Consider the following 22,701-nt stretch of genomic DNA (forward strand, 5'->3'; position numbering starts at 1 on the left):
TTTTTATTTGATCAATGTATCGAAAGCCTTGCGGACCTCCTCCCGGTCGTCGAAATGGTGCTTCACATCGCCGACGACCTGATAGGTTTCGTGTCCTTTGCCCGCAACGAGGATGATGTCGCCCGGACGCGAGAGCATCACGGCCGTACGGATCGCCTCGGCCCGGTCGGCGATGCGCAGGTAGCGCGCCCCGGGTTCGATCCCCGCGGCCATGTCGTCGAGAATCGCCTCGGGCGACTCGTGGCGCGGATTGTCGGAGGTGAAGACCGCTGTCGTAGCGTATTTCACGGCGATGGCAGCCATCTCGGGACGTTTGGTTTTGTCGCGGTCGCCGCCGCAGCCGCACACCACGATCAACTGCTGTTCGGGCGTGCGAATCTCCTCGATGGTCTGGATCACGTTCTCCAGGGCATCGGGCGTATGGGCATAGTCGACGATGGCCGTCGTGCCGTTCGCCGCCCGAACCTTCTCGAAACGGCCGCTCACGGCGTGCAGCATGCTCAACACGCGCAACACCTCGCCCCGGTCGAGGCCCAGCAACACGGCGGCGCCGTAGACTGCCAACAGGTTGTAGGCGTTGAACCGCCCCAGCAGGCCCACCCACAACTCCTGGCCGTCGAGGCGCAGCAACATGCCGTCGAGATGCATCTCGACGATTTTGCAGCGGAAATCGGCCATCGAACGCAGCGAGTAGGTGCTCACCGCAGCCGCAGTATTCTGCACCATCACGCGGCCGTTCCGGTCGTCGGCGTTCGTCAGCGCGAAAGCCCCTTTGGGAAGTCCGTCGAAAAAGAGTTTCTTGGCCCGGATGTATTCGGCGAAGGTCTTGTGGTAGTCGAGGTGGTCGTGCGTGATGTTCGAGAAGATGCCGCCTGCGAAGTCGAGGCCCCGCGTGCGCTCCTGCACGATGGCGTGCGACGAGCACTCCATGAAGCAGTATTCGCATCCCATGTCGGCCATTTCGCGCATCATGGCGTTCAGCCGGACCGGGTCGGGCGTCGTGTGGGTCGATTCGATTTCACGTCCGTCGATCTTGTAGACTACCGTCGAGATCAGCCCGGCCTTGTAACCCATCGCCCGCACGAGATCGTAGAGCAGCGTCACGGTCGTGGTCTTCCCGTTGGTCCCGGTGATGCCCACGAGTTTCAACCCGCGGCTCGGATAGTCATAGAACGCCGCGGCCATATCGGCCATGGCTCCCGCCGAGTCTTCGACGAGAACATACGCCACGCCCTCCGCCGGAGTCTCGGGCATCCGCTCGCAGACCACCGCCGCCGCGCCCTTCCCGAGGGCCGCGGGAATGAAGTCGTGGCCGTCGCTCTGCGTACCCGGCACGGCAAAAAAACAATCGCCCGGCTTCACGGCGCGCGAATCGTAGACCAATCCGCCGACGGCGGCGTTCGCATCGCCGCGCACCTCCCTGACGGGGGTATTTTGCAGGATATCGGTTAATTTTTTCATTTTATTTCAAGGTTATAATGACCGCCGTACCCGGCGTAATGCGGGTTCCGGCGGTGATGCTTTGCTGTGTTACGGCTCCCTGCCCCGAAAAGCGGACCTTCAGGCCGCGGCTTTCGAGCACGAAAAGGGCATCTTTGAGTCCCATGCCGCGCACATCGGGCATCACGCCCCGGTCTTCGGGCAGGGACGAGATAACCACATTGGCGAGGCTGTCCACCGCGGCGCGTCCCCAGCCCGTACGGCTGTCGAACGAGGCGCGGGGTGAGAGTTTATCAGCCACACGGCGGATCTGGGCGATATCGCCGCCCTTCATCCGGTCGGGATAACGGCGTGGACCACCGTCGTCGATACGTGCATACCAATCGTGGCCGCGGTTAAAGATGTAGTCGACCATGCGTTTCACCACAGGGCCCGCCAGCGGACCGCCGTAATAGGCCTTTCCGGCCTGGGCCCGCGTCTCGATGGTCGTGAGCACCGTATACCGGGGGGCATCGGCCGGGAAGTAGGCCACCATCGAACCCAGGTAGTAGCGGCCCTCGCGGCTGCGGGCATCGGTGATCTGTGCCGTACCGGTCTTCGCCGCCACCCGCAGGCGCGTCGTGTCGCGGAAGAAAGCGCTGGCCGTACCCTCCGTACAGACTGCCTGGAGGCTTTGCTGGACCTCGCGCAGTGCAGCCCGCGAGGCGATCGACGAAGCGATGGTCCGGCTTTCGAAGCGCTCCTCGACCCGGTCGCCATGACGCAGTTCACGCACCAGCACGGGCGAGATCATCTTGCCGCCGTTGGCAATGGCGTTGTAGAAGGTGATCATCTGAATCGGAGCCAGCCGCACGCGATAGCCGTAAGACATTTTCACGAGCATGACGCCCGGATCGGGAACCTTCCAGTCTGTCGTGATCGAAGGAGCCCGTTCACCGAGGCGTTCCAGCCCCACCGTCTCGCCCAGGTGCAGCTCTTTATGGAGGAAATCGCTGTACTCCTGTTTCTTGCCTGTGATCCCGTAGCGGTCCCAGATCGCCTTGGCGAAATAGACGTTCGACGACGAAGCCACGGCGCGCCGGAAATCGATTTCATGGTCGCCGCGGTGCGAGTCGCGGATGTTCTTGGCCGGGCCGACCGTCACCGGATCGCCGTTGTGCGTGTCGTAAACCGTCGATACGGGCATCCGGGCGTCGTCGAGCAGCGTAAGCATCGTCGCCAGCTTGAACGTCGAACCCGGCTCCATACTGCGGCTCAGGGCATAATTTTCCCGCTCGGCGAAACTTCCGTCGGCATTGCGGCCCAGGTTGACCAATGCCAATATCTCCCCCGTGCGGGTTTCCATCACGATGGTCGTGCCCCACAGGGCGTTCTGCGCCTCCAACTGACGCCGCAGGGCCTTGTCGGCTACATCCTGCAGGTCGAGGTCGAGCGTCGTAACGATGTCGTAGCCGTCCACCGGGTCCGCATGGTCGCCGCCCGCAACCCGGCCGTAGAAGCCGCGCGCGATGCGTTGCCGCAGGGCCTTGCCGTCACGGCCGGCCAACTCCTCGCGGTAGGCCTCCTCGATGCCGTAGTTACCCTTGTCTCCGGTCAGTCCGATCGTACGGCGCGCCAGTTCGCCCTGCGGATAGATGCGTTCGTCGCGCTCGATGAGCCGGTAAACCATGCCCATGTTCCAGTTCAGCAGCGGATAGCGCCTGAGCGTCTCCCATTCGGCGAAGTCCACTTCGCGGGGAAAGATGTTCACGGGCGTATGGTCGCGAATCGTATCGTAGATGCGGCGTTTGACCCACTCTTCACCCCGCATGCGGTCCATCATGCGCGAGAACCACCCGTCGGAACGCAGGTAGGAGGTGTCGCGCGGATTGACCAGCCGGTAACGGCGGGCATGTTCCTCGCGGAAACGTTTGGAGTAGGCCGAAGCGGGTTTGTCCTTGAAGAAGACAGCCAGCAGTTTTGCCAGCGAGTCGGCCTGTTCCCGGAACGTCTTGAGCGAATCGAGTCCCGGCGATGCGAAATCGAAAGCGGCCTGGTAGCGGAAAATCGAGGTCGCTAAGGGTTCGCCGTCACGCGAAAGGATGCTGCCCCGCTGCGCCGGAATCACCTCCTGGGTAAAAATACGGCTGGCGAGGCGGTCGGCGTTGTAGGCGACCTCCGAACTGAAAAGCTGCACCCAGATAAGCCGCGCGAGCACGATGGCCCCGGCGAGGATGAAAAGCACGTAAAGGAGCCTCACCCGCAGCAGAATGTCGCTTTTGACCTTCGAACGTTCCTGTTTCATCGCCGCCTAATTTTCAATAATTTCGCCCGGCGCCTGCGGATCGTAAAGTTCGATACCCCGCGCCCGGAGCTGTTCGACGACCGCCGAATGGGTCGTACGCTGGTAACGCTGCTCCTGCAGGCGGATCGAGCGCTCGCGAAGCTTCTGCACCTCGCCTTCGAGGCGCGTATAACGCATGTCGAGGTGCAACGACCAGAACATCACCATGATACTCAGGAAGAACATACCGGCGATCGTCAGCATGTAAGGGTAATATTTCGAAACGCCTTCGCGTACGAGGATCGTTCCCGAAAAGAGTTGCCAGAAAGTGCTGGCCGAACGGCGGCGTTCCCGGCGTTCGCGTTCCTCGGCTTCGGCGCGCTCCTCGGCCTCCTGCTCCTCGTCGGCGCGAAGGTCCTCTTCGGCTTCACCGCGCTCCATGCGGCGCACCTCGCGGCGCACGCGGCGCGCGAACTCCTCCTCCTGTTCGCGGCGGGCCTGCTCCTCAGGGGTTATCGGGTCGAATTCGTGATCGCGGTACATTCTGTCAGCGTTTTACGGCCGCCCGGAGTTTCGCCGAACGGGAACGGGGATTGCGGTCGAGTTCTTCGGCCGAAGGGGTCACGGCTTTGCGCGTCACCAGGTCAAACGGCGTTTGCGGCCGGCCGAAAAAGTCCTTTTCGACCTCGCCCGAGAAATTGCCGCTGCGCATGAAATTCTTCACCAGACGGTCTTCGAGCGAATGGTAGGAGATAACGACCAGCCGGCCGCCGGGTTTCAGCACCCGCAGACTCTGCTCCAGGGCCATTTTCAGCGCCTCCATCTCGCCGTTGACCTCGATACGCAGAGCCTGGAAAAGTTTGGTCAGGAATTTGGCCTCGTCCTTTTTGGGCGTGCAGGGCTTCACCGCCTCGACCAACTGCGCCGTAGTCGTGACAGGCGTTACGGCGCGGGCCTTCACCAGACAGTTGGCCACCTTCCACGGCGTCTCGACCTCTCCCCAGTCGCCCAATATGCGGGTCAGGTCCTCCGCAGAATAGTTGTTGACCACGTCGGCCGCCGTGAGCCGCCCGCGCTGGTTCATGCGCATGTCGAGCGGCGCCTCGCCGCGGAATGAAAAGCCGCGTTCCACGGCGTCGAAATGGTGCGACGACACCCCCAAATCGGCCAGAACACCATCCACCTCCGTCACGCCGCGCAGCCGGAGCGCTCCGCGCAGGAACCGGAAATTGCTCTCCACGTAGTGAAAACGCGCATCTTCGGGGCGGTTTTCCAGCGTGTCACGATCCTGGTCGAAACCGTACAGACGACCCTCCGGTCCCAGTTCGGCGAGGATGCGGCGCGAATGGCCGCCTCCGCCGAAAGTGAGGTCGGCGTATGTGCCTGCGGACTCGATACCGAGCAGTCCCACAGACTCTTCCAACAGTACGGGAGTATGGTATTGCGACATAATAGTTGTTTGCAAAGGTCTATTTGGGTGTAAAGTTAGGGATTTTTCAAAAAAGAATACCTATATTTGTGGATATAATTTTGTGAACATTCCATGCCTAAAATCGACATCGGCGCCGTACTCAAGCAGAAAGCTCCGCGGCTGGCACGCTGGATACCCCGTCCGGTCGTGAACTGGCTTCGCCGCACGATCCACGAGTCGGAAATCAACTATATCCTCGAACACTACTGGTCGCTGCCTCCGCAGGAGTTCATCCGCGCCTGTTTCCGCGAATGGCAGGTCACCTATTCGGTCGAAGGGCTCGAAAAACTCGACCCCAAGGGACGCTACCTTTTCGCCTCGAACCACCCGTTCGGGGGTATGGACGGCATGATGCTCGCCGACAAACTGATCGACCGTTTCGGCGATGCGCGGGTGGTGGTCAACGACCTGCTGATGCACCTCGAACCATTGCAGCCGCTGTGGATCCCGGTCAACAAACACGGCGCGCAAAGCGCCTCCTACGCCCGGAAATTCGACGAGGAGTTTTTCGGCGAACTGCCCATCCTGACCTTCCCCGCAGGCCTCTGTTCCCGCTGCATCGGCGGTGAAGTGACCGATCCGGAGTGGAAAATCAGTTTCCTGAAAAAGGCCTACTCTTCGCAGCGGCAGATCGTTCCGGTCTTCGTCGAGGGCCACCTGTCGAAATTCTTCTACCGGGTTTACCGCCTACGCAAAGCATTGGGGATCAAATTCAACATCGAAATGCTGTGGCTGCCCGACGAAATGTTTTCCCAAAAGGGCAAGCATTTCCGCATCATCGTCGGCGATCCCATCCCCGTAGCCGAGCTCCAGCATTACGGTTCACTGCGCGAACAGGCGCTGGAAGTACGCAAAAAGGCGTATTTTTTAGAAAAAAAACTCGACGACCCGAACCAAACGCGCTAATTTTGGTATTTTTGCCCCGTCATGCAACAAAATAAGATGGAACCCATTATAGAACCGGTCAGCCGGGAACTGCTGCTCGCGGAGTTGACGCCCGCGCGCAAAATACGCAGCACCCACAAGGCCGGCAATGAAATCTACATCTTCTCGGCAGCCGAATGCCCCGCGCTGATGCGCGAAGTGGGACGCCTGCGTGAAGTAGCTTTCCGCGGCGCAGGCGGCGGTACGGGGCAGGAGGTCGACATCGACGAGGAGGACCTCGCAGGCGACGGCTACTACCAACTGATCGTCTGGGACCCCGCAGCGCAGGAGATCGTCGGCGGCTACCGCTTCATCGTCTGCACCACGCCCAACCCCCGCCACCTCTCGACGGAGCACTATTTCCGTTTCAGCGAACGTTTCCGCCAAAAATTCCTGCCCCGGACCATCGAACTGGGCCGTTCGTTCGTGCAGCCCGCCTACCAGGCCCGCGGCAATGCCAAGAGCATCTACGCCCTGGACAACCTCTGGGACGGACTCGGCGCACTCATCGTCCTGAACCCCAAGGCCAAATACCTCTTCGGCAAGGTCACGATGTACACGACCTACAAAGCCGTGGCGCGCAATGCGCTCATCTGGTTCCTGCGCCGTTATTTCCCCGACCGCGACCAGTTGGTGGAAGGGATCAATCCCATCCCGCTCGACCTCGACGATCCCTATTACGAGGAGTTGTTCTGCGGCGCGACCTACATGGAGAACTACCGCATCCTGATCCAGCAAATCCGCGAGTTCAACGAGAACATTCCCCCGCTGATCAACGCCTATATGAACCTTTCGCCCACGATGCGGGTCTTCGACACGGTGTCGAACCCCGATTTCGGCGGCGTGGAGGAGACGGGCATCCTGGTGACGATTCGCGACATTTATCCCGAAAAACGCCTCCGCTACACCCGCTGGCTGGGTTGGCGGGCCAACCTGAAGCATCGCCGCGAGGAGTTCAGCGAACGCCTGCGCGAACATTTCGAACGTATCAAGAAAAAGCGGAACGCATAACGTGTTCCCGCCTGTATTCACGTCCGGACGCTTTGTCCGGACGGTCTGAATTTTGCATCCGAAGCAGTAAACCGGCTTTTTCTGCATTTAACAATACAGACAAACCCAAAAAACACTTCGCATGAAACGATTCTTCCGCCTCATCCTGGCTCTCGGCCTCGTCGCCGGAACCATGGCCTGCGACGACGAAACACCGAAGGTCCGCATCAACGGCGGCACCGACTTCCTGTCGCTCGACGATCTGGCCCGCAGCGGCAAAATCACGGTAAATGCGCCCGCTCCCTGGCAAATCACCCTGCCCGAACCGGCCGAAGAGTGGTTCACACTCTCGCCCCTCAAAGGTCCGGCAGGCTATTCGGAGATCGAGGTGAGTTTCGACGCCAACGACGGGGCTGCGCGCAGCGCCCTCGTGACCTTCTTCTGCGACGGCAAGAACTACCCGTTCCAGCTCTCGCAAAGTGCCGGCCACACCGGATTCGACTCCCCGGACTACTATTTCTACGCGACGTTCGGAACCATGCCCAGCCTTTACGCAGGCCTCCACCTGCTTTCGCACAACAAACCAAGCTGGTTCTATTTCGACCGCTCGCAGACCTTCGATCCCGCCCAATTCCCCGACTGGGCAGAGGTCAGTTCCTCGGCCACAACCGACATGGAGAAGATGCGCGACGCGATGAAACGCCGCATTCTGGAGATCAACGCCGCCGAACCCACAGCCATCTTCGGACTGCTGGTCGACGACCTGCGATGCCGCCTCGGCTACGACTGGTTCGTGGCGCAGGGCATCGACTCCACACGTGTGAAAGTGACGATGCTCTCCGACGGCTCGGGAACCTACAACAATTTCCACCTCTATTTCGGCGATCCCGCCACGGCCGAGCAGAACTGGAACACTTACGAAGGGGAGGTCGAAGCCCTCGACTGGAACCACGGCGGCCGCTATCCCGTGACCCGCGGCATCGAGGAGTTCAATGCCTACACATGGCCCTACTACCTCTCGACGCGTCCCAATTACCGGCTGATGCTCCAGAACAAGGACCTGATGGAGTCCTCGTGTCCGTTTATCACCGAGCAACTCGCAGAAATGAAGATGGAGAGCATCCAGCCCTACGAATTGCTGACAGCCCTTCCCGAAGCGTCGAAACAGCAGTTCTACCGCATGGCCAAATTCAGCTACGACGACTTCGAGGCGCTGTTCGACAAGTCGCCGAAGAAAAACCTCATCATCATCGGTACGAGCCACTCCTCCGCGACCAGCGAACAGCAGCAGGCAAACTACGTAGGAAAAATCATGGAGCAGTACGGCGACCGGTACGACATCTTCTTCAAGCCGCACCCCGCCGACTCCTCGTCGGCCGATTACCCCGAACGGTTCAAAGGGCTGACTCTGCTGCCGGGCCAGATGCCGTTCGAAATCTTCGTCTGGTCGCTGCTCGACAAGATCGACATGATCGGCGGCTACCCCTCGACGACCTTCATCTCCGTGCCGCTCGACAAGGTGGGCTTCCTCTTCGCCACCGATGCCGCAAGCCTCATACGGCCGCTTAACATCCTTTTCCGCGACGCCACGAACGTCGAATGGATCCGGTGATTCCATAACCCGCAGCATACCGGGGCGCTATCCGATCGGAAGGCGCCCTTTTTTACGCGCAAAAAAAATCCCCCGCCGAAGCAGGGGACCAGGCAAACAATTATTTAACTAAATGATTCCGGGCAAAAGATTACCGAACGACTTCGCCGTACTCGGTTTCCAGGCTCCGGGCTTTCTCAACCTTCACAGGTTCCGATTTCTGCTCGGCGGGTTCCGATTCCGGCTCTGCGGGAACCGGCTCCGGCTTCACGGGATCGGGTTTCTCTTCGGGAGCGGGCGCCGTCGGAGCCTCCTTCTTGGTGGAATCCTGCTTCTCGGGCTCCTGTGCATAGACCATACCTCCGGCCATCAGCATCAATGCCGCCATCATTACAACTGTCTTTTTCATAGTTTTAAGAATTAAAATGGTTGAACTTCATTTTCTCGTTTAGCGGTTCGTTTCCTCGCCGTTCCGTCTTTCTGAAGTTCAAGCGCGATGCCATGCCGGAACAGAAAATACAACACACTGGTTTCCAATGCAAAATTCCACCATGCCAAAAAATAGACCGGGTGTGGAAAAGTGTGGAAACAGGACAAAAAGTGTGGAAAAATTCCACAGCCGGCTGTGGAAAGGCGGCCGGGAAACAGGCAAATCGGGGGCCGCAGGCCGCGGCCGCTATTCGATGCCGTAGAGATGCAGTTTGTTGTAGAGCGTTTTGCGGTCGATGCCGAGCAGTTTGGCCGCCTGCGACTTGTTGCCGCCCGCGGCGGCGATGGCGCGGCGAATCTGCTCCTCCTCGGAAGCCGGGTCGCGCAGCGAAAGGGATGCCGCAGCAGGTTCCTCCGCCGGACCGGCGGTAACTTCGGCCGGCAGATCGCAGATCGTGACGTACTCGCCCGCGGCAAGCAGCGTCGCCGACATCACCGCGTTTTTCAGTTGCCGCAGGTTGCCCGGCCAGTCGCAAGCGACAAGGGCCGCGGCCGCAGCAGCATCGAACCCGACGATCCGTTTGTCCAGTTCGCGGTTAGCCTGGTCGAGGAAGAAGTCGGCGAAGAGCGGAATGTCGCTGCGCATCTGCCTCAAACAGGGCATACGCAATGTAAAGGAGTTGATGCGGTGGTAAAGGTCGGCACGAAACGAGCCGCGTGCGATAGCCGCTTCGAGGTCCTCGTTAGTCGCAGCCACGAGGCGGATGTCGACCGGAATTTCACGGTTGCTTCCCACAGGGCGGATGCGCCGTTCCTGCAAGGCACGCAGCAACTGCACCTGCGTTTCGTAACTCAGGTTGCCGACCTCGTCGAGAAACAGCGTGCCGCCGTCGGCGGCCTCGAAAGCTCCTGTCTTGTCGGCCAAAGCCCCCGTGAACGCCCCCTTGACATGCCCGAAGAACTCCGAGGCCGCCAAATCGCGGGGAATGGCTCCGCAGTCGACCGCCACGAAGGGTTTCCCGGCCCGCTTGCTCCCGCGGTGGATCAGTTGCGCCACGTGCTCCTTGCCCGTTCCGCTCGCACCGTTCACCAGCACCGACATGTTGGTCGGGGCCACCAGCCGGATGTGTTCGTACAACTGCCGCGCGGCGTCGCTGCGGCCTTCGATATAGTTGAGCGGTTGTCCCGCAGCGTTCCCGCCAGCCTTCGGAACGGACTTCACCGCCGGGGCCGCCTGCACGGAGGCGTCCAGCGCTTCACGGATTTTTTTCAGCAGTTCGTCGGGATTCACCGGCTTGGCCACATAGTCGCAGGCGCCGAGCTTCATGCACCGCACGGCGTTCTGGATTTCAGCGTAGCTCGTCATCACGATCACCGGCGCAACGACACCCGCACCGGCCATCCATTGCAGCAAGGCGATACCGTCCTCGTCCGGCAGGCGCATGTCGCTCAGCACGAGCGAAAAGCCGCCCGCGGCGAGGGCCGTGCGCGCTGCCGCCACCGACGAAGCCGTCTCGACCCCGAAACCGCGTTTCGAGAGCCATGTGCGCAGCATCAGCGCGAAGGTGATATCGTCGTCCACGACTAAAATCCGTTCTTCCATAGGCTTCACAAAGATACCGTTTTTTCAGCATCCGCGACAATCGTGCGGATTTTTTTCACGGCCGTCCGCAGTTCGCCGCAAAGGGCATCCGTCAGCGCTCCTTCACAGGTTTCGGCCCGGTGCAGGACGGCGGCGATCTCCGCCGCCCCGAGCATCGTGAAAATCGGCAGCATCTTGTGCGCCAACGCTTTCACCGTTGCGGCATCTCGGTCGCCGAGCGCCTTTTCAAGCCCGGCGCAGTTCGCCGCCGTCTGTTCGGCGAACGATCCCAGAATGCTCCTGGCCGCTTCGGTATCGTCTCCCGCATAGGCTGTCAAAGCCTTGAAATCGACACCCGCCGCCGGAATCCCGGCTTCGTCCGCCGATGCGGCAATCTCCGCGTCACTGCAAGCCGCTCGAACGACGGTCATCAACTCACTGTATGTAAACGGCTTGCGCAGGCATCCGGCGAATCCGCGGGCGGTGAAATCCCCCGCATCCAAATCCCCGCGCGCCGATACGGCGACTACTTTCAACCCGGGATCGACGCCGTGCACGGCCTCCAGCACACCGAATCCGTCCGCCGACGGCATTTGTATATCGGTCAGCACCAGATCGAAACGGCTTTCACCGACAAGTTTGGCCACATATTCGGGGTATTGACAGCTTTCGGACCCGATTCCCGCCCGGCTGCACATCGCGGCGGTCATTTCGAGCTGCAGGGGGTCGTCATCGATCAGCAGCACCCGCAATCCCGGCTGCGGAACCGGTTCGGCAACAGCACAGGCCGCCGCCCCTTCTGTCACTTCGCCGACAGGGACCGAAACGATAAACTTACTCCCTTCACCCAAACGGCTTTCGAGCGAAATCGTGCCGCCGAGCAGTTTCACAAGGCGGTCGACAATCGACAGCCCCAGTCCGAAACCGTCGACACCCTGCGCCGAACTCAGGCGCACGAACTCCGCAAAAATCCGCTTTTTTTCCTCGCGGCCGATGCCGCGGCCCGTGTCGCGCACGGAGAAGACCAGCCGTCCACGCACCACGTCCACACGGATCGTCACCGAACCTTCATCGGTAAATTTCAGCGCATTGGAAATCAGATTATCGGCAATCTGCCGGATGTGAAAAGCATCGCCCGTCACCTCCCGGCCGGCGGCCGGCTCGGCTTCCAGGCGCAACTCCAGCCCCTTCGCAGCTGCCGCGGCGGCAAATCCCGCCCGGATCGTTTCGAACAACTGCGCGGGGCTGAACGCCACGCGGCTGACCTCGGTTTTGTTGATGTCGAGCCGGTAGAAATCCAACAAGCTGTCGACCAATGCCAGCAGATGTTCCGACGACTCCTTCATGTTGTGCAGATAGAGCTCCTGCCGTTTGTCGTCCGTCAACCGCGAAAGCAAATCGATATAGCCCATCACCGACCCCAGCGGAGCCTTGATGTCGTGCGTAACAGCCAGCATCAGCTTTTCGCGCGCCTCCAGCAGCGCCTCCTTATCGCGGTTGGCCTGCTCCAATTCCCGGCGGTAGCGGTTACTGCGGTTGATGTCGCGCCAGAGCATCCCGACGAACAGGAGCATCAGCACCACGGCCCCGATGGCCACGCCGCCCAGAATGCGCGACGACCGCCGGCGGAACACCTCGTTGCGCTCGATGCGCTGCATCAGGTAAGCCGTGTCCTCGGATTCGAAATCCATGATCAGGCGGTATATCTTCGTGTTTACCAGTTCGTTGCTGTAACTCAGCCGCAGTCCCTCCTGCCACACCTGGTCGTAGAAACCCAGCCGGTTGCTCGTAACGCTGTCCTGCAATGCCCGCAGCACCAGTGTGATAGTATCCTTCACCGCCTCTGCGGGCATGACCGAGCCGATCTGCTCACGGCGCGAAATGACGACGCTCGAATCGGCCTCCGGCGGGCTGAACAGGTCGCCCAGCCGTTGAAAGAAACGGCGTTTGGCGCGCGGCACAACCGTCGTATCCTGCCGCACGACGCTGCGGAACGGCGTCGTATCGGCCACAATACTCTCCCGGGGACCGATCAGGCTGCGGATATTTTTGTCCAGCAAGCCCGCCGTAGCCCCGGCGCGAATCGCATGCCGCAGGCTCATCGTGCGGCGTTCCTTATCGGCGATCAGCCGCGTGATGCTGTCCAGCCTCATCGCCTGCAGCGAATCTCCGCCGAAGGTAAGCGATCGCAGCGAGTCGATACAGCCTCTTACGGTGCGCAGTTCGCGCCGGTAACGGTTTTCATAGGACTGGTATCCGGCGATCATCAACTGCCCGTAGCTTTCGGCCTGATAAAGGTGGTAGAGAGTCCGGTTGATGGCCCCGCGCTTGGTATGCAGCAGGGAATAGCTGCCGTCGGGCGCTGAAAAACGGACCGCCACCCGATAGACGTAGCCCACCGAAAGGATACAGACCGCGATCAACAGGAGATAGCCCGCCGCAATCTTCGTTTTGACATATTTCGACTCCTTCACAGTCCAAATATACGAAAAAGCCGGGAAAACCGTACATTCCGCTACTATATCGCGGCGAACGCCGGAGGGCTCCTTCCGGAAAAATTCCCCCGCCGGAAGGCCTGGAGAGGGTGTCGGCGAACCTGCGCACGGAAAGTGCACAGCGACAGGATTAAATGATTATCTTTGTGACAACGGTGCGGATAAAGCCCGGCCGAGAAAACTATGAAAAAACATTGGGTACTGATTCTGATAACGATTGCTGTCGTACTGGCGGCAGCCTTCTATTTCCGGTTCTTTTTCGTCTTCGGGGAAGGCGTCAAGAGCGGCGAACTGAATTACGTCGTCTACAAAGGCGTGCTGTTCAAAACCTATGAGGGGAAACTGATCCAGACCGGAATCCGATCGAAAACAGCCGGTTCGATCCAATCCTACGAATTCGAATTTTCGGTCGAGGACGAGGCGCTTGCCCGCGACCTGATGCTGCAGGGCGGCAAAACGCTCGAACTGCACTACAAGGAGTACTTCGGGGCGCTGCCCTGGCGGGGATTCACGAAGTTCGTCGTCGACAGCATCGTCACCGTACGGCCTGCACCGGAAAAAACGCCCGGAACCCTGCCGGAGCAGTTGTAAGCGGCCCGGCGTATTCGGCAAACAGGTAAAATGGAAAAGGCAGGTTTCTCAGACCTGCCTTTTCGCGTTTGCGATCATATGCTTTTTTCGATTTGTGCACGGCGTGCAGCCCTACGGGCCGGCCGTGGCGTGCGATCTCCTCTTCGCGGCCTGCCTTGCGGTGGGCTTTGAGGTAATCCTGTTCGGTAATCTTGTGTTTTTTCATGGTACGGTGTCTTTTATCGACGCTGCAAAGATAACGAATCCTGGCGTAACCGTCAAATCCGTCCGGAGAAGCAGCCCGATTCCGTGCTGTTACAGCATCGAATCGACGATCTTATACTGGCTCTCGAAAAACTGCCGCCTTTCGATACGCCCGCTCCAGGAGAGCAGGGTGGAGATATTGCAGAAGGACCTGATCCACTCTTTGATCCGCAGGAAATCCTCCTCCGAATTTTCGATCTTCGAGAAACTGAAATTGGTCTGGAGCGTAGCGAAATGCCTGTCGCCCGCCGCGAAATAGCTGCTCGAAAACCCGACATTGATGGACGACACATAAAAGGACATCTCGGCCGGAAACGGAACCGACGAAACGTAGGTCCCGTTCAACGCCTGTTCGATACGGCGCAGCAGGTTCGTCAGTTCGGCCTTGATAGCGTCCTTCTCCTCCGGAGTGATGACCCCCATCCGGTGAAAATTATCGATCTCCCGGGCCAGCGTCCAGACCAGCGAACTGTCCCAGATATAAAAGGCCTCCCTGAAATTGTACAACCCGGCGCACCGCTCCGCAATTGCAGCCACCCTTTCGGGCATTTCCCAGCGGGAGAAACTGTTGAATTCTTCGGACCGGACGAAATAGTTGCCCCACTTGAAAAACATGAACTTCGTCAGCAGGGGCGACGAAATGAAGAATTCCATCGGCAGCGAATTGTAGACGTTGCCCGTCTCGCCGGGTTCGTCGCGTGTCATCTCACCGATGCACTTCTGGTTGAATTCGATCATGTCGTAAAACGAATCCATCGACCGAAACTGCTGCGGCGATTCGAGCCGGAACGGCAGCCATTGGAACTCTTTGTCCCGATACAGCAGGCTGTCGAGCGACAGGCCCAGCTCCCGGGCCAGGATGCCCATTTCCCGTACCGAAAAATTCACCCGTCCGGCAATCCTCCGGTAGACGGATTCCTTCTCCAGGCGCAGGATGTCCGATATGCGGGCCACGAGGTCCGCCCGCCGGGGTACTTTTTTACATAGTTTACCGATGAAAGCATCGTGAAGATCTTCCCTGCTCGCAGTACTGTTTCTCATAACCTGTAAAATTGCGTCAAACGGGAATCCCCGTTTTTGCAAAATAGCAAAAAAAATGCGAAGAAAAAAGCCGGTCCGAAAAACAGGCCCGTCCGGGACCGCAGAAACAGCGATCGCGCAGGCTGTTTTTCTCCTTTTCGGAGAAAATGCGGTTCGGTTTTCTCCGAAAAGTCCCCAAAAAACGCTGTTTCCGCGTTTTCCGCCGGATCATGTCCCCGGCAGCAACCCGTTTCACCGAAAGGTCCGGCACAGCGGACCTGCGCCGATAAAGTTGTCTTTATCAACGCCTTGCGGTGCATTATATTTGTTATCAGAAAAGAATTATCACCGTGAAATCATAAAAAACCACAAAAAACGTCCAGATATGTTGTCACTCTATGAATTTTACCTGCTGGCCAACCTGTACGACCCGGGCAGCCAACCGTTCCGGAACGTCCTCGAAAGAGCCGCCACAATGTACCCCAACGAAAAAGTCAACCGCATTTCGATGGCCATGTTCAGTTTCCTGGACAACAACATCCACACGGCGTTGGAATTCCTCCGCGGACTGGAGGAGGAACCCGACGCATGGCTCTATTTCTCGTCGTTCTACATCCGGATCAACGAACTCGACAAAGCGGAATATTTCGCCAAACGGGCCGCCGAAGCCGGAAACTGCTCCGCAACGGAGCATCTCATGCGGATCGAGGCCTACCGGGCCGACAAGGCCTATTACCAGAAAAAAGTAAGGGACTGGGAAAAATACGGTGTCGACAGGTAGCCCCCGCCCGGCAAAACGGGTAAAAAAGACGTTGCAGGCCTTATTACCTGCAACGTCTTATTTAAACCCGGTCCGGATCGCGTTAAAACTCCTTGACCTTGCCGCGGTTGAGCAGCGGCAGCAGGAACGAGATGACCGCCGCCGAAAGCCAGAAAATCGCCACAGGGCCGAAATCGTAATGCTTGACGCCGTCGGCCGCCACCGTAATGTTCGAGTCGATCAGCCAGCCCGACGCCACGTCCTGAATACCGGCAGCGATGTAGGAGGTCATGCCGACCACACCCAACGCGGCGCCCGTAGCCTTGCGCGGCACGATGTCCACGGCCATCAACCCGCCCAGGAAGCAGATCAGCACACCGATAGCGATACCGAACAGCACCATCGACAGCACATTGACCCACAGCGCATTGCCTCCGTAGAAGAACAGTGCGAGCGACAGGGCGTTCAGGATACCGAAGATCAGCGCAGGCATCTTGCGTTCGCCCTTGAAGAGCTTGTCCGAAAACCAGCCCGACAGCACCGTGCCGATGATGCCCAGCAGGGCGTTGATCGAGACGATCGAGATCGCCTGAACGTCCGAAAATCCCTTCGCTTCCTGGAGGAACAGCACACCCCAGCCATTGATGGCATAACGCGAAATGTACATAAAAGCGCTCGCGGCAGCCAGGATCCACACGGCAGGAGTGCGAAGCACCTGCTTTTGAATTTCCTTTACCGACTTGTCGGCCGCTGCCGTCGGCGCTTCGTGCGCCAGCGCCTCGACCGGAGGCAGGCCCTTCGATTCGGGCGTGTCGTGGAGCATCACGAGGATGACCGCCACGCCGATAGCTCCGGCGATCGCCGAGCCGAAAAATCCGGCCTGCCAGCCTGCGAAAGTGACGATCGAGCCCACGAACAGGAACGAGAAGAACTCGCCGAGGTTGTGGCTCGCGGAGAAAAATCCGTAATAGGTCCCCCGCTCTTTCAGGGGATACCACCGCGAGAGGGAGATGATGGCCGGGGCGGCGCCCATCGACTGCGACCAGCCGTTGAATGCCCACATCACGGCAAAGGAGATGAAAATGACAGCCGTGGGAATGACGCTGTGCATCAACCCCAATACACCCATCAGAGCATTGGCTGCGGCCGAGACGATCAGTCCCGTGGCCATAAAGCGTTTTATGTTGCAGTAGTCGGCAATGAATCCGTTGACGAATTTGCCGATGGCATAGGCGAAGAGCAGCGCCGAGCCGATGACGCCCAGTTGCGAAGCATCGAGCGATCCGCTGTCGAGGATCGGTTTCTTCATCACGTTGAGGCTCGTGCGGCAAACATAGTAGAGGCTGTAACCGAGCGTCGCGGCGATGAAAGCCTGCAAGCGCAGGCGGTGGTAATATTTGGTACGCTGCGCCTCGTCCATTTCACGGGCGGGGGCGGGTTCGCTGATGCGGTAGAAACGGGAAATACGATTCATCGGTGTCCGGTGTTAATCGTGCAGTCCGCGCGAGCGGAGGTAGGAAATCAGCAATTCGGGACGGTCGGTCTGAATCATCGTAGCGCCCATGTCGATCAGTTTTCCGTAGATTTCGGCCGCATTTCCGTCGAAAGCCGCATCGTCGTCCAGTCCGCCGCAGAGCGACGCCCAGAGCGAGTTGACCCACAGTTTCGACCCGCTGGCCACGACTTTATCCATGCACTCCTTTACCTCGGGGGTGTATTCGTTCCAGCACACCTCGTAAGCCAGCGGCACGATGCCCTTCTGCTGGTATTCGGCAAAGAGCGCCTTGCCCTGCGGCTTGAGAATGTCGATGATCGGCATGTACATCATATTACGGGGATGTTCGGCGAATTTGGCCGCCACGACATCCGTGCCGCGCTTGCCTTTGATCAGGATCTGGTCCGTGACGCCGAGCTCCTCGGTGACGGCAAGCACCAGATCGTAAAATTCATAACCCTGGTCGACATTCACCACAATGCGGTCCTTGCAGACTTCGAGCGCTTCGCGCAGCGTCGGCATCTTATGGGTGGTCTTCACACCGTGGCCCGTCTTGAGGACGCAGCGCCGAATCGAATCGTAGGTGATGTCGCACACACGGCCTTTGCCCGAGGTCGTCCGGTCGATGGTCCGGTCGTGGCAAAGCACCAGGACGCTGTCCGAAGTCAGTTTGAGGTCCAACTCCATGATGTCGACCCCCATGCCGATCACCGATTCGATGGCAGCCAGCGAGTTTTCGGGGTAGTTGCGCCAGTCGCCGCGGTGCGACGCGACGATAACATTTTTCGAATGCGGGTTGTGGATTTCGGCAACGATGGCTTCGGCTCGGTTTCCGGCAACCGGCGCGGTTTGCGTACAAGCTCCCAGCAGGGGAAGACAGGCGAGGAAGATCAGTAGTTTTTTCATGTTTTGAAATTTAAAATTGGGTTGAATAAGGTACGTAAAACAGCGCTCCGCAAAACCATGCGGAACACCCACCCGGCCTTATTTTTCTGCGAACGAAAACCGAAATCGTCCGGAGGCCCGTACAAATATAGTAAAAATTTAAACGACCGCAACCCTTTCGGCACAAAAAATCACCCGGCCCGTTACGTATGGCGGGGCTTTTTGCCGTACTATATATAGATAACAGACTAAAAAACCCGAAAACACGACAGCACGAGCAACGACCCAAGGACATCCGCCCGACCGAAACCGAACTTCAATCCCCGACATTCTTCCCACACGGGAAATCCACGCCCCGGCACGGCATCCCCGCCTGCCGTCCGAAAGCCCTCCAAAAACCCGGCTGAAATATTTTATCGAAAAACGATAAATATTTTTTGATATTCAAAATTTGTTCCTATATTTGCGGCTGTAACAATCCAAAAATAAAACATCCGCGACTATGGATTTACTCACAGTAGAACACGTCACCAAACGCTATGCTTCGCACACGGCGCTCGATGACGTATCGCTCGCCATCCCCAAAGGCTCGGTTTACGGGCTGCTCGGACCCAACGGGGCCGGCAAGACGACCCTGATCCGCATCATCAACCGCATCACGGCGCCTGATTCGGGCCGCGTGCTGTTCGGCGACCGGGAAATCGCCCCCGATGACATCTACCGCATCGGCTACCTGCCCGAAGAGCGAGGTCTCTACAAGAAAATGAAAGTCGGCGAACAGGCCGTCTTCTTCGCCCGCCTCAAAGGACTCTCACGCCGCGAAGCCGTCACCCGGCTCAAGCAGTGGTTTGTCAAATTCGGCATCCAGGACTGGTGGGACAAGAAGGTGGAGGAGCTCTCGAAGGGCATGGCCCAAAAAGTACAGTTCATCGTCACGATCCTGCACGAACCCCAGTTACTGATCTTCGACGAACCCTTCTCGGGCTTCGACCCTATCAACGCCAACCTGCTGAAAGAAGAGATACTGGCGCTGCGCGACAAAGGCGCGACGATTATTTTCTCGACGCACAACATGTCCTCCGTGGAGGAGATCTGCGACCATATCACGCTGATCAACAAGTCACGCAATATCCTCTCGGGCCAGGTCGACGAAATCCGCCGCCGCCACGGCTCGAACATCTTCGAAGTGGCCTACCGCGGCGAAGAGGAGGTCCTGCGGCAGGCCGTTGCAGGCCGCTGCGAGATTCTCGACGGCGCCGAGGACGAATCGGTCTACCGGATGCTCAAACTCCATGTCGAGAACGACGCGGAAGTGCGCGGAGTCATCAGCGCGGTCAACGACGCCGTCGAACTGCGCTCGTTCCGCGAAATCATCCCCTCGATGAACGACATTTTCATAAGAGCCGTAAACGGTTCGTTATGAAAAGCCGGTCCGGCCATACAGACAATTTCTCTTCGAGGGAAGAACTTCAACAATAAATCGGCAAACCATGGACAGAACTGAAAACAAGAATTCGCACGACCGCAGGTTCGGTTTTACGTGGCCTGTGATCATCGGGCTGGCGCTGTTTTTCGCAGGCGTCTCCGAGTCGCTGCGCAACCTCCGGCGCGTCGTCGAAGGCGAAGATGCACTCGTTTCGCTGGTCTTCTGCCTCGTTTCCGCCGCCGCGGGAGTATGGATTCTGCGCCGGGAGAAAAGACCCGGCGACGACCGGAAGCAAACAAACGGTTAATAAATTAAAAACATACGGTTTATGTCAAACATATCCATCATCATCCAGCGCGAGTTCAACGAGCGCGTGCGCAAAAAATCCTTTATCATCACCACGTTGCTGATGCCCGTGCTGATGATCGCCCTGATGGCCTCGCCGGCGCTGATCATGCAGTATTCGCGCGGCGACGAGAAGGTCATCGCCGTTGTCGACGACAGCGGCCTGGTAGCCCCGAAGCTCGAAAACAGCGAAGAGATCGCCTTCGAAACCACAGACCTTTCGACCGAGGAGGCCCGCAAACAACTGACCGATAAATTCGGCGTCCTGTACATCGGGAGCGACATTCTCGAAAACGCCAGCAACGTCAAGCTCTACGCCAACTCTTCGTCGTCGCTCTCGCTCGAAAGCGCCATCACGGGGCAGATCGAGCATATCCTCGAAGCGGAGAAACTCAAGGCTTACAACATCGAAAACCTTTCGAAAATCCTCGACGAGGTGAAGACCAAGGTCAACATGCAGACCTTCCGCAACGACAAGTCGCAGGAGGAGGACACACAGGCCCAGTCGTCGATGGTAGCCACCGGCGTGGGCTACGTCCTGGGCTTCATCCTCTACATGTTCCTGCTGATCTACGGTTCGATGGTCATGCAGTCGGTAATCGAGGAGAAGAACAACCGCGTACTGGAAGTAATGGTAAGCTCGGTGCGGCCCTTCGACCTGATGATGGGCAAAATCCTCGGCGTAGCTTCGGTGGCCGTGGTGCAGGTGCTCATCTGGGGCGTGCTGATCGTCGGCGTCGGATTCCTGATCGTTTCCAACCTGCTGCCCGCAGACGTGATGGAAGCCGCCAAAGCGATGCAGCAGGGGATGCCCGCAGGGGGTTCGATGGTCGACATCAATCCCGAGATGCTGCAGGCCGTCGCCGCCATGATGGACATCGCCTACATCGTTAAAATCTTCGCCAGCCTGGTGCTCTTCGTCTTCGGCGGCTTCCTGCTCTACGCCGCAATGTTCGCCGCAGTCGGTTCGGCCGTAGACAACGTACAGGACGCGTCCCAGTTGCAAATGCCCATCACGCTGCCGATTATCCTGGCTCTGCTGATGATGTTCGTCGTCATCCGCGACCCCAACTCGCAGTTGGCATTCTGGTTCTCGATCATTCCCTTCACCTCGCCGATCGTCATGATGGCCCGCATCCCCTACGACATTCCGCTGTGGGAGATCGTCCTCTCGCTCGCGGTGCTCTACGCCTCGTTCATAGGCATGGTGTGGTTCGCAGCCAAAATCTACCGGGTGGGCATCTTCATGTACGGCAAGAAACCGTCGCTCAAGGAGTTGTTCAAATGGGTACGGTACAAATACTGACACGCCTCCTCGTTCCGTAATCCAAGCCGGGCTGCGCCGACCAGGCGGGCCCGGTTTTTGTTCGGGTGAACGTTTTTTCTGTTATCGGAATAACAGATTCTTAAAATATTTTCATAAATTTGTCCCGAATTAGGCTTTACCGAAAATCTTTTAACAATATACTTAAAAATCAAACAGCTATGATCTCGATCGACAACTACGATTTCAAAGGCAAGCGCGCGATTATCCGCGTGGATTTCAACGTGCCCCTCAACGAGAAGGGCGAAGTGACGGACGACACGCGTATCCGCGCCGCCATCCCCACCATCAAGAAGGTGCTCTCCGAGGGCGGTTCGGTGATTCTCATGTCGCACATGGGTCGCCCGAAGAAGAACCCCGATATGAAATACTCGCTGGAGCAGATCGTTCCCGCCATCGAGAAGAACCTCGGTGTAAAGGTCGAGTTCGCCGGCGACTGCATGGGCGAGAAAGCTGCCGAAATGGCCAAGAACCTCAAACCCGGACAGGTGATGCTGCTTGAGAACCTGCGTTTCTACGCCGAGGAAGAGGGCAAGCCCCGCGGCCTGGCCGAGGACGCCACCAAGGAGGAGAAGGACGCCGCCAAGAAGGCGCTGAAAGAGGGTCCGCAGAAGGAGTTCGTCAAGAAACTCGCTTCGCTGGCCGACTGCTACATCAACGACGCATTCGGAACGGCCCACCGCAAGCACGCTTCGACCTACCTGATCGCCAAGAACTTCCCCAACGACAAGATGTTCGGCTACCTGATGGAAAAAGAGGTAAAGGCCATCTCGTCACTGATGGAAGCCCCGAAACATCCGTTCTGCGCCATCGTAGGCGGTTCGAAGGTGTCGTCGAAGATCGGCGTCATCAAAGCCCTGATCGAGAAGGTCGATTCGATCATCATCGGCGGCGGCATGACCTACACCTTCGCGGCTGCACAGGGCGGTAAGGTCGGCAACTCGATCTGCGAGCCCGACATGTTCCCCGTGGCGCTGGAGATCCTCGAACTGGCCAAGAAGAAGGGCGTCGAACTGGTCATGTCGCCCGACGCGCTGATCGCCGACGCATTCTCGGCCGACGCCAACACCAAGGAGGCCCCGGCCAACGACATTCCCGACGGCTGGGAAGGACTCGACATCGGCGAGGAGGGCAAGAAGGTCTTCCGCGAGCACATCCTGGGCTGCAAGACCATCCTCTGGAACGGCCCCGTGGGCGTGTTCGAGATCGACAAGTTCGCAACCGGTTCCAAGGAGGTAGCAGTGGCCATCGCCGAAGCGACCAAAAAGGGCGCTTACTCGCTCATCGGCGGCGGCGACTCGGTAGCCTGCATCAACAAGTTCGGCCTGGCCGACCAGGTATCGTACATCTCGACGGGCGGCGGCGCGCTGCTCGAATACATCGAGTTCGGCGACCTGCCGGGCGTCGCGGCTATCCGCGACTAAACC

The 22,701-nt window shown here is 58.7% G+C and carries 20 protein-coding genes; 9 read left to right on the forward strand and 11 right to left on the reverse strand.

Features of this window, described 5'->3' with window-relative positions:
* Window positions 1-3 precede the first annotated feature (3 nt).
* Genes I2E69_RS04615 through rsmH form a run of 4 tightly spaced genes read right to left on the reverse strand, consistent with a single transcriptional unit; the run spans window position 4 to window position 5,153 of the window.
* Window positions 4-1,461, reverse strand: a complete 1,458-nt coding sequence (locus I2E69_RS04615; protein ID WP_195459166.1) for a UDP-N-acetylmuramoyl-L-alanyl-D-glutamate--2,6-diaminopimelate ligase — start codon at window positions 1,459-1,461, stop codon at window positions 4-6.
* A gap of 1 nt (window position 1,462) precedes the next feature.
* Entirely contained in the window at window positions 1,463-3,724 is a 2,262-nt protein-coding gene (locus I2E69_RS04620; RefSeq protein ID WP_195459169.1) for a penicillin-binding protein, read from the reverse strand.
* Between the two features lie 6 nt (window positions 3,725-3,730).
* Complete coding sequence (locus tag I2E69_RS04625; protein WP_195459173.1) at window positions 3,731-4,246, reverse strand: FtsL-like putative cell division protein; 516 nt, start codon at window positions 4,244-4,246, stop codon at window positions 3,731-3,733.
* A 4-nt stretch (window positions 4,247-4,250) separates the two neighbouring features.
* Entirely contained in the window at window positions 4,251-5,153 is a 903-nt protein-coding gene (rsmH, locus tag I2E69_RS04630; RefSeq protein WP_195459176.1) for a 16S rRNA (cytosine(1402)-N(4))-methyltransferase RsmH, read from the reverse strand.
* Between the two features lie 93 nt (window positions 5,154-5,246).
* On the opposite strand from rsmH, the gene I2E69_RS04635 reads away from it, so the two are divergent.
* The 3 genes from I2E69_RS04635 to I2E69_RS04645 all read left to right on the forward strand — a co-directional run bounded on the left by I2E69_RS04635 (window position 5,247) and on the right by I2E69_RS04645 (window position 8,700).
* The gene (locus I2E69_RS04635; RefSeq protein ID WP_195459179.1) at window positions 5,247-6,080 is read left to right on the forward strand and encodes an acyltransferase; all 834 of its coding nucleotides are present in this window, start codon (window positions 5,247-5,249) and stop codon (window positions 6,078-6,080) included.
* A gap of 21 nt (window positions 6,081-6,101) precedes the next feature.
* Window positions 6,102-7,109, forward strand: a complete 1,008-nt coding sequence (locus tag I2E69_RS04640; protein ID WP_195459181.1) for a GNAT family N-acetyltransferase — start codon at window positions 6,102-6,104, stop codon at window positions 7,107-7,109.
* A 121-nt stretch (window positions 7,110-7,230) separates the two neighbouring features.
* On the forward strand, window positions 7,231-8,700 hold the full coding sequence (locus I2E69_RS04645) for a BACON domain-containing protein (RefSeq protein ID WP_195459183.1): 1,470 nt from the start codon (window positions 7,231-7,233) through the stop codon (window positions 8,698-8,700).
* A 130-nt stretch (window positions 8,701-8,830) separates the two neighbouring features.
* Here I2E69_RS04645 and I2E69_RS04650 read toward each other — a convergent pair whose 3' ends face one another.
* The 3 genes from I2E69_RS04650 to I2E69_RS04660 all read right to left on the reverse strand — a co-directional run bounded on the left by I2E69_RS04650 (window position 8,831) and on the right by I2E69_RS04660 (window position 13,164).
* Window positions 8,831-9,088, reverse strand: a complete 258-nt coding sequence (locus tag I2E69_RS04650; RefSeq protein WP_229095383.1) for a hypothetical protein — start codon at window positions 9,086-9,088, stop codon at window positions 8,831-8,833.
* 267 nt (window positions 9,089-9,355) lie between these two features.
* Complete coding sequence (locus tag I2E69_RS04655) at window positions 9,356-10,711, reverse strand: sigma-54-dependent transcriptional regulator (protein ID WP_195460058.1); 1,356 nt, start codon at window positions 10,709-10,711, stop codon at window positions 9,356-9,358.
* A gap of 5 nt (window positions 10,712-10,716) precedes the next feature.
* A complete protein-coding gene (locus tag I2E69_RS04660) occupies window positions 10,717-13,164 on the reverse strand; it encodes an ATP-binding protein (RefSeq protein ID WP_195459186.1) in 2,448 nt (815 codons plus the stop codon).
* Between the two features lie 204 nt (window positions 13,165-13,368).
* Between I2E69_RS04660 and I2E69_RS04665 the strand changes: the two genes are divergently transcribed.
* Window positions 13,369-13,776, forward strand: coding sequence for a hypothetical protein (locus I2E69_RS04665; protein ID WP_195459188.1), 408 nt, complete (start codon window positions 13,369-13,371; stop codon window positions 13,774-13,776).
* On the opposite strand, the gene I2E69_RS04670 is transcribed toward I2E69_RS04665, so the two are convergent.
* Window positions 13,721-13,981 carry a hypothetical protein gene (locus I2E69_RS04670; protein WP_195460093.1) on the reverse strand — a complete coding sequence of 87 codons (261 nt, stop codon included), beginning with the start codon at window positions 13,979-13,981 and terminating at the stop codon, window positions 13,721-13,723. The genes I2E69_RS04665 and I2E69_RS04670 overlap by 56 nt on opposite strands.
* Window positions 13,982-14,070: 89 nt before the next feature.
* Complete coding sequence (locus tag I2E69_RS04675; protein ID WP_195459191.1) at window positions 14,071-15,060, reverse strand: hypothetical protein; 990 nt, start codon at window positions 15,058-15,060, stop codon at window positions 14,071-14,073.
* Window positions 15,061-15,424: 364 nt separating this feature from the next.
* Here I2E69_RS04675 and I2E69_RS04680 point away from each other — a divergent pair, with 364 nt between their 5' ends.
* Window positions 15,425-15,820 carry a hypothetical protein gene (locus I2E69_RS04680; RefSeq protein ID WP_195459194.1) on the forward strand — a complete coding sequence of 132 codons (396 nt, stop codon included), beginning with the start codon at window positions 15,425-15,427 and terminating at the stop codon, window positions 15,818-15,820.
* Window positions 15,821-15,902: 82 nt separating this feature from the next.
* Here I2E69_RS04680 and I2E69_RS04685 read toward each other — a convergent pair whose 3' ends face one another.
* The gene (locus tag I2E69_RS04685; RefSeq protein ID WP_195459197.1) at window positions 15,903-17,273 is read right to left on the reverse strand and encodes an MFS transporter; all 1,371 of its coding nucleotides are present in this window, start codon (window positions 17,271-17,273) and stop codon (window positions 15,903-15,905) included.
* A 12-nt stretch (window positions 17,274-17,285) separates the two neighbouring features.
* The gene (locus I2E69_RS04690) at window positions 17,286-18,200 is read right to left on the reverse strand and encodes a glycerophosphodiester phosphodiesterase family protein (protein ID WP_195459200.1); all 915 of its coding nucleotides are present in this window, start codon (window positions 18,198-18,200) and stop codon (window positions 17,286-17,288) included.
* Between the two features lie 481 nt (window positions 18,201-18,681).
* Between I2E69_RS04690 and I2E69_RS04695 the strand changes: the two genes are divergently transcribed.
* From I2E69_RS04695 to I2E69_RS04710, 4 genes are all read left to right on the forward strand, one after another.
* On the forward strand, window positions 18,682-19,602 hold the full coding sequence (locus I2E69_RS04695) for an ABC transporter ATP-binding protein (RefSeq protein ID WP_195459203.1): 921 nt from the start codon (window positions 18,682-18,684) through the stop codon (window positions 19,600-19,602).
* A gap of 67 nt (window positions 19,603-19,669) precedes the next feature.
* Entirely contained in the window at window positions 19,670-19,912 is a 243-nt protein-coding gene (locus I2E69_RS04700; protein ID WP_195459205.1) for a hypothetical protein, read from the forward strand.
* Window positions 19,913-19,933: 21 nt separating this feature from the next.
* Window positions 19,934-21,256, forward strand: a complete 1,323-nt coding sequence (locus tag I2E69_RS04705) for an ABC transporter permease (protein ID WP_195459208.1) — start codon at window positions 19,934-19,936, stop codon at window positions 21,254-21,256.
* 179 nt (window positions 21,257-21,435) lie between these two features.
* On the forward strand, window positions 21,436-22,698 hold the full coding sequence (locus tag I2E69_RS04710) for a phosphoglycerate kinase (RefSeq protein ID WP_195459211.1): 1,263 nt from the start codon (window positions 21,436-21,438) through the stop codon (window positions 22,696-22,698).
* The last annotated feature ends 3 nt before the right edge of the window (window positions 22,699-22,701 follow it).

Source organism: Alistipes sp. D31t1_170403_E11 (assembly GCF_015553985.1).
Lineage (GTDB): Bacteria > Bacteroidota > Bacteroidia > Bacteroidales > Rikenellaceae > Alistipes > Alistipes montrealensis.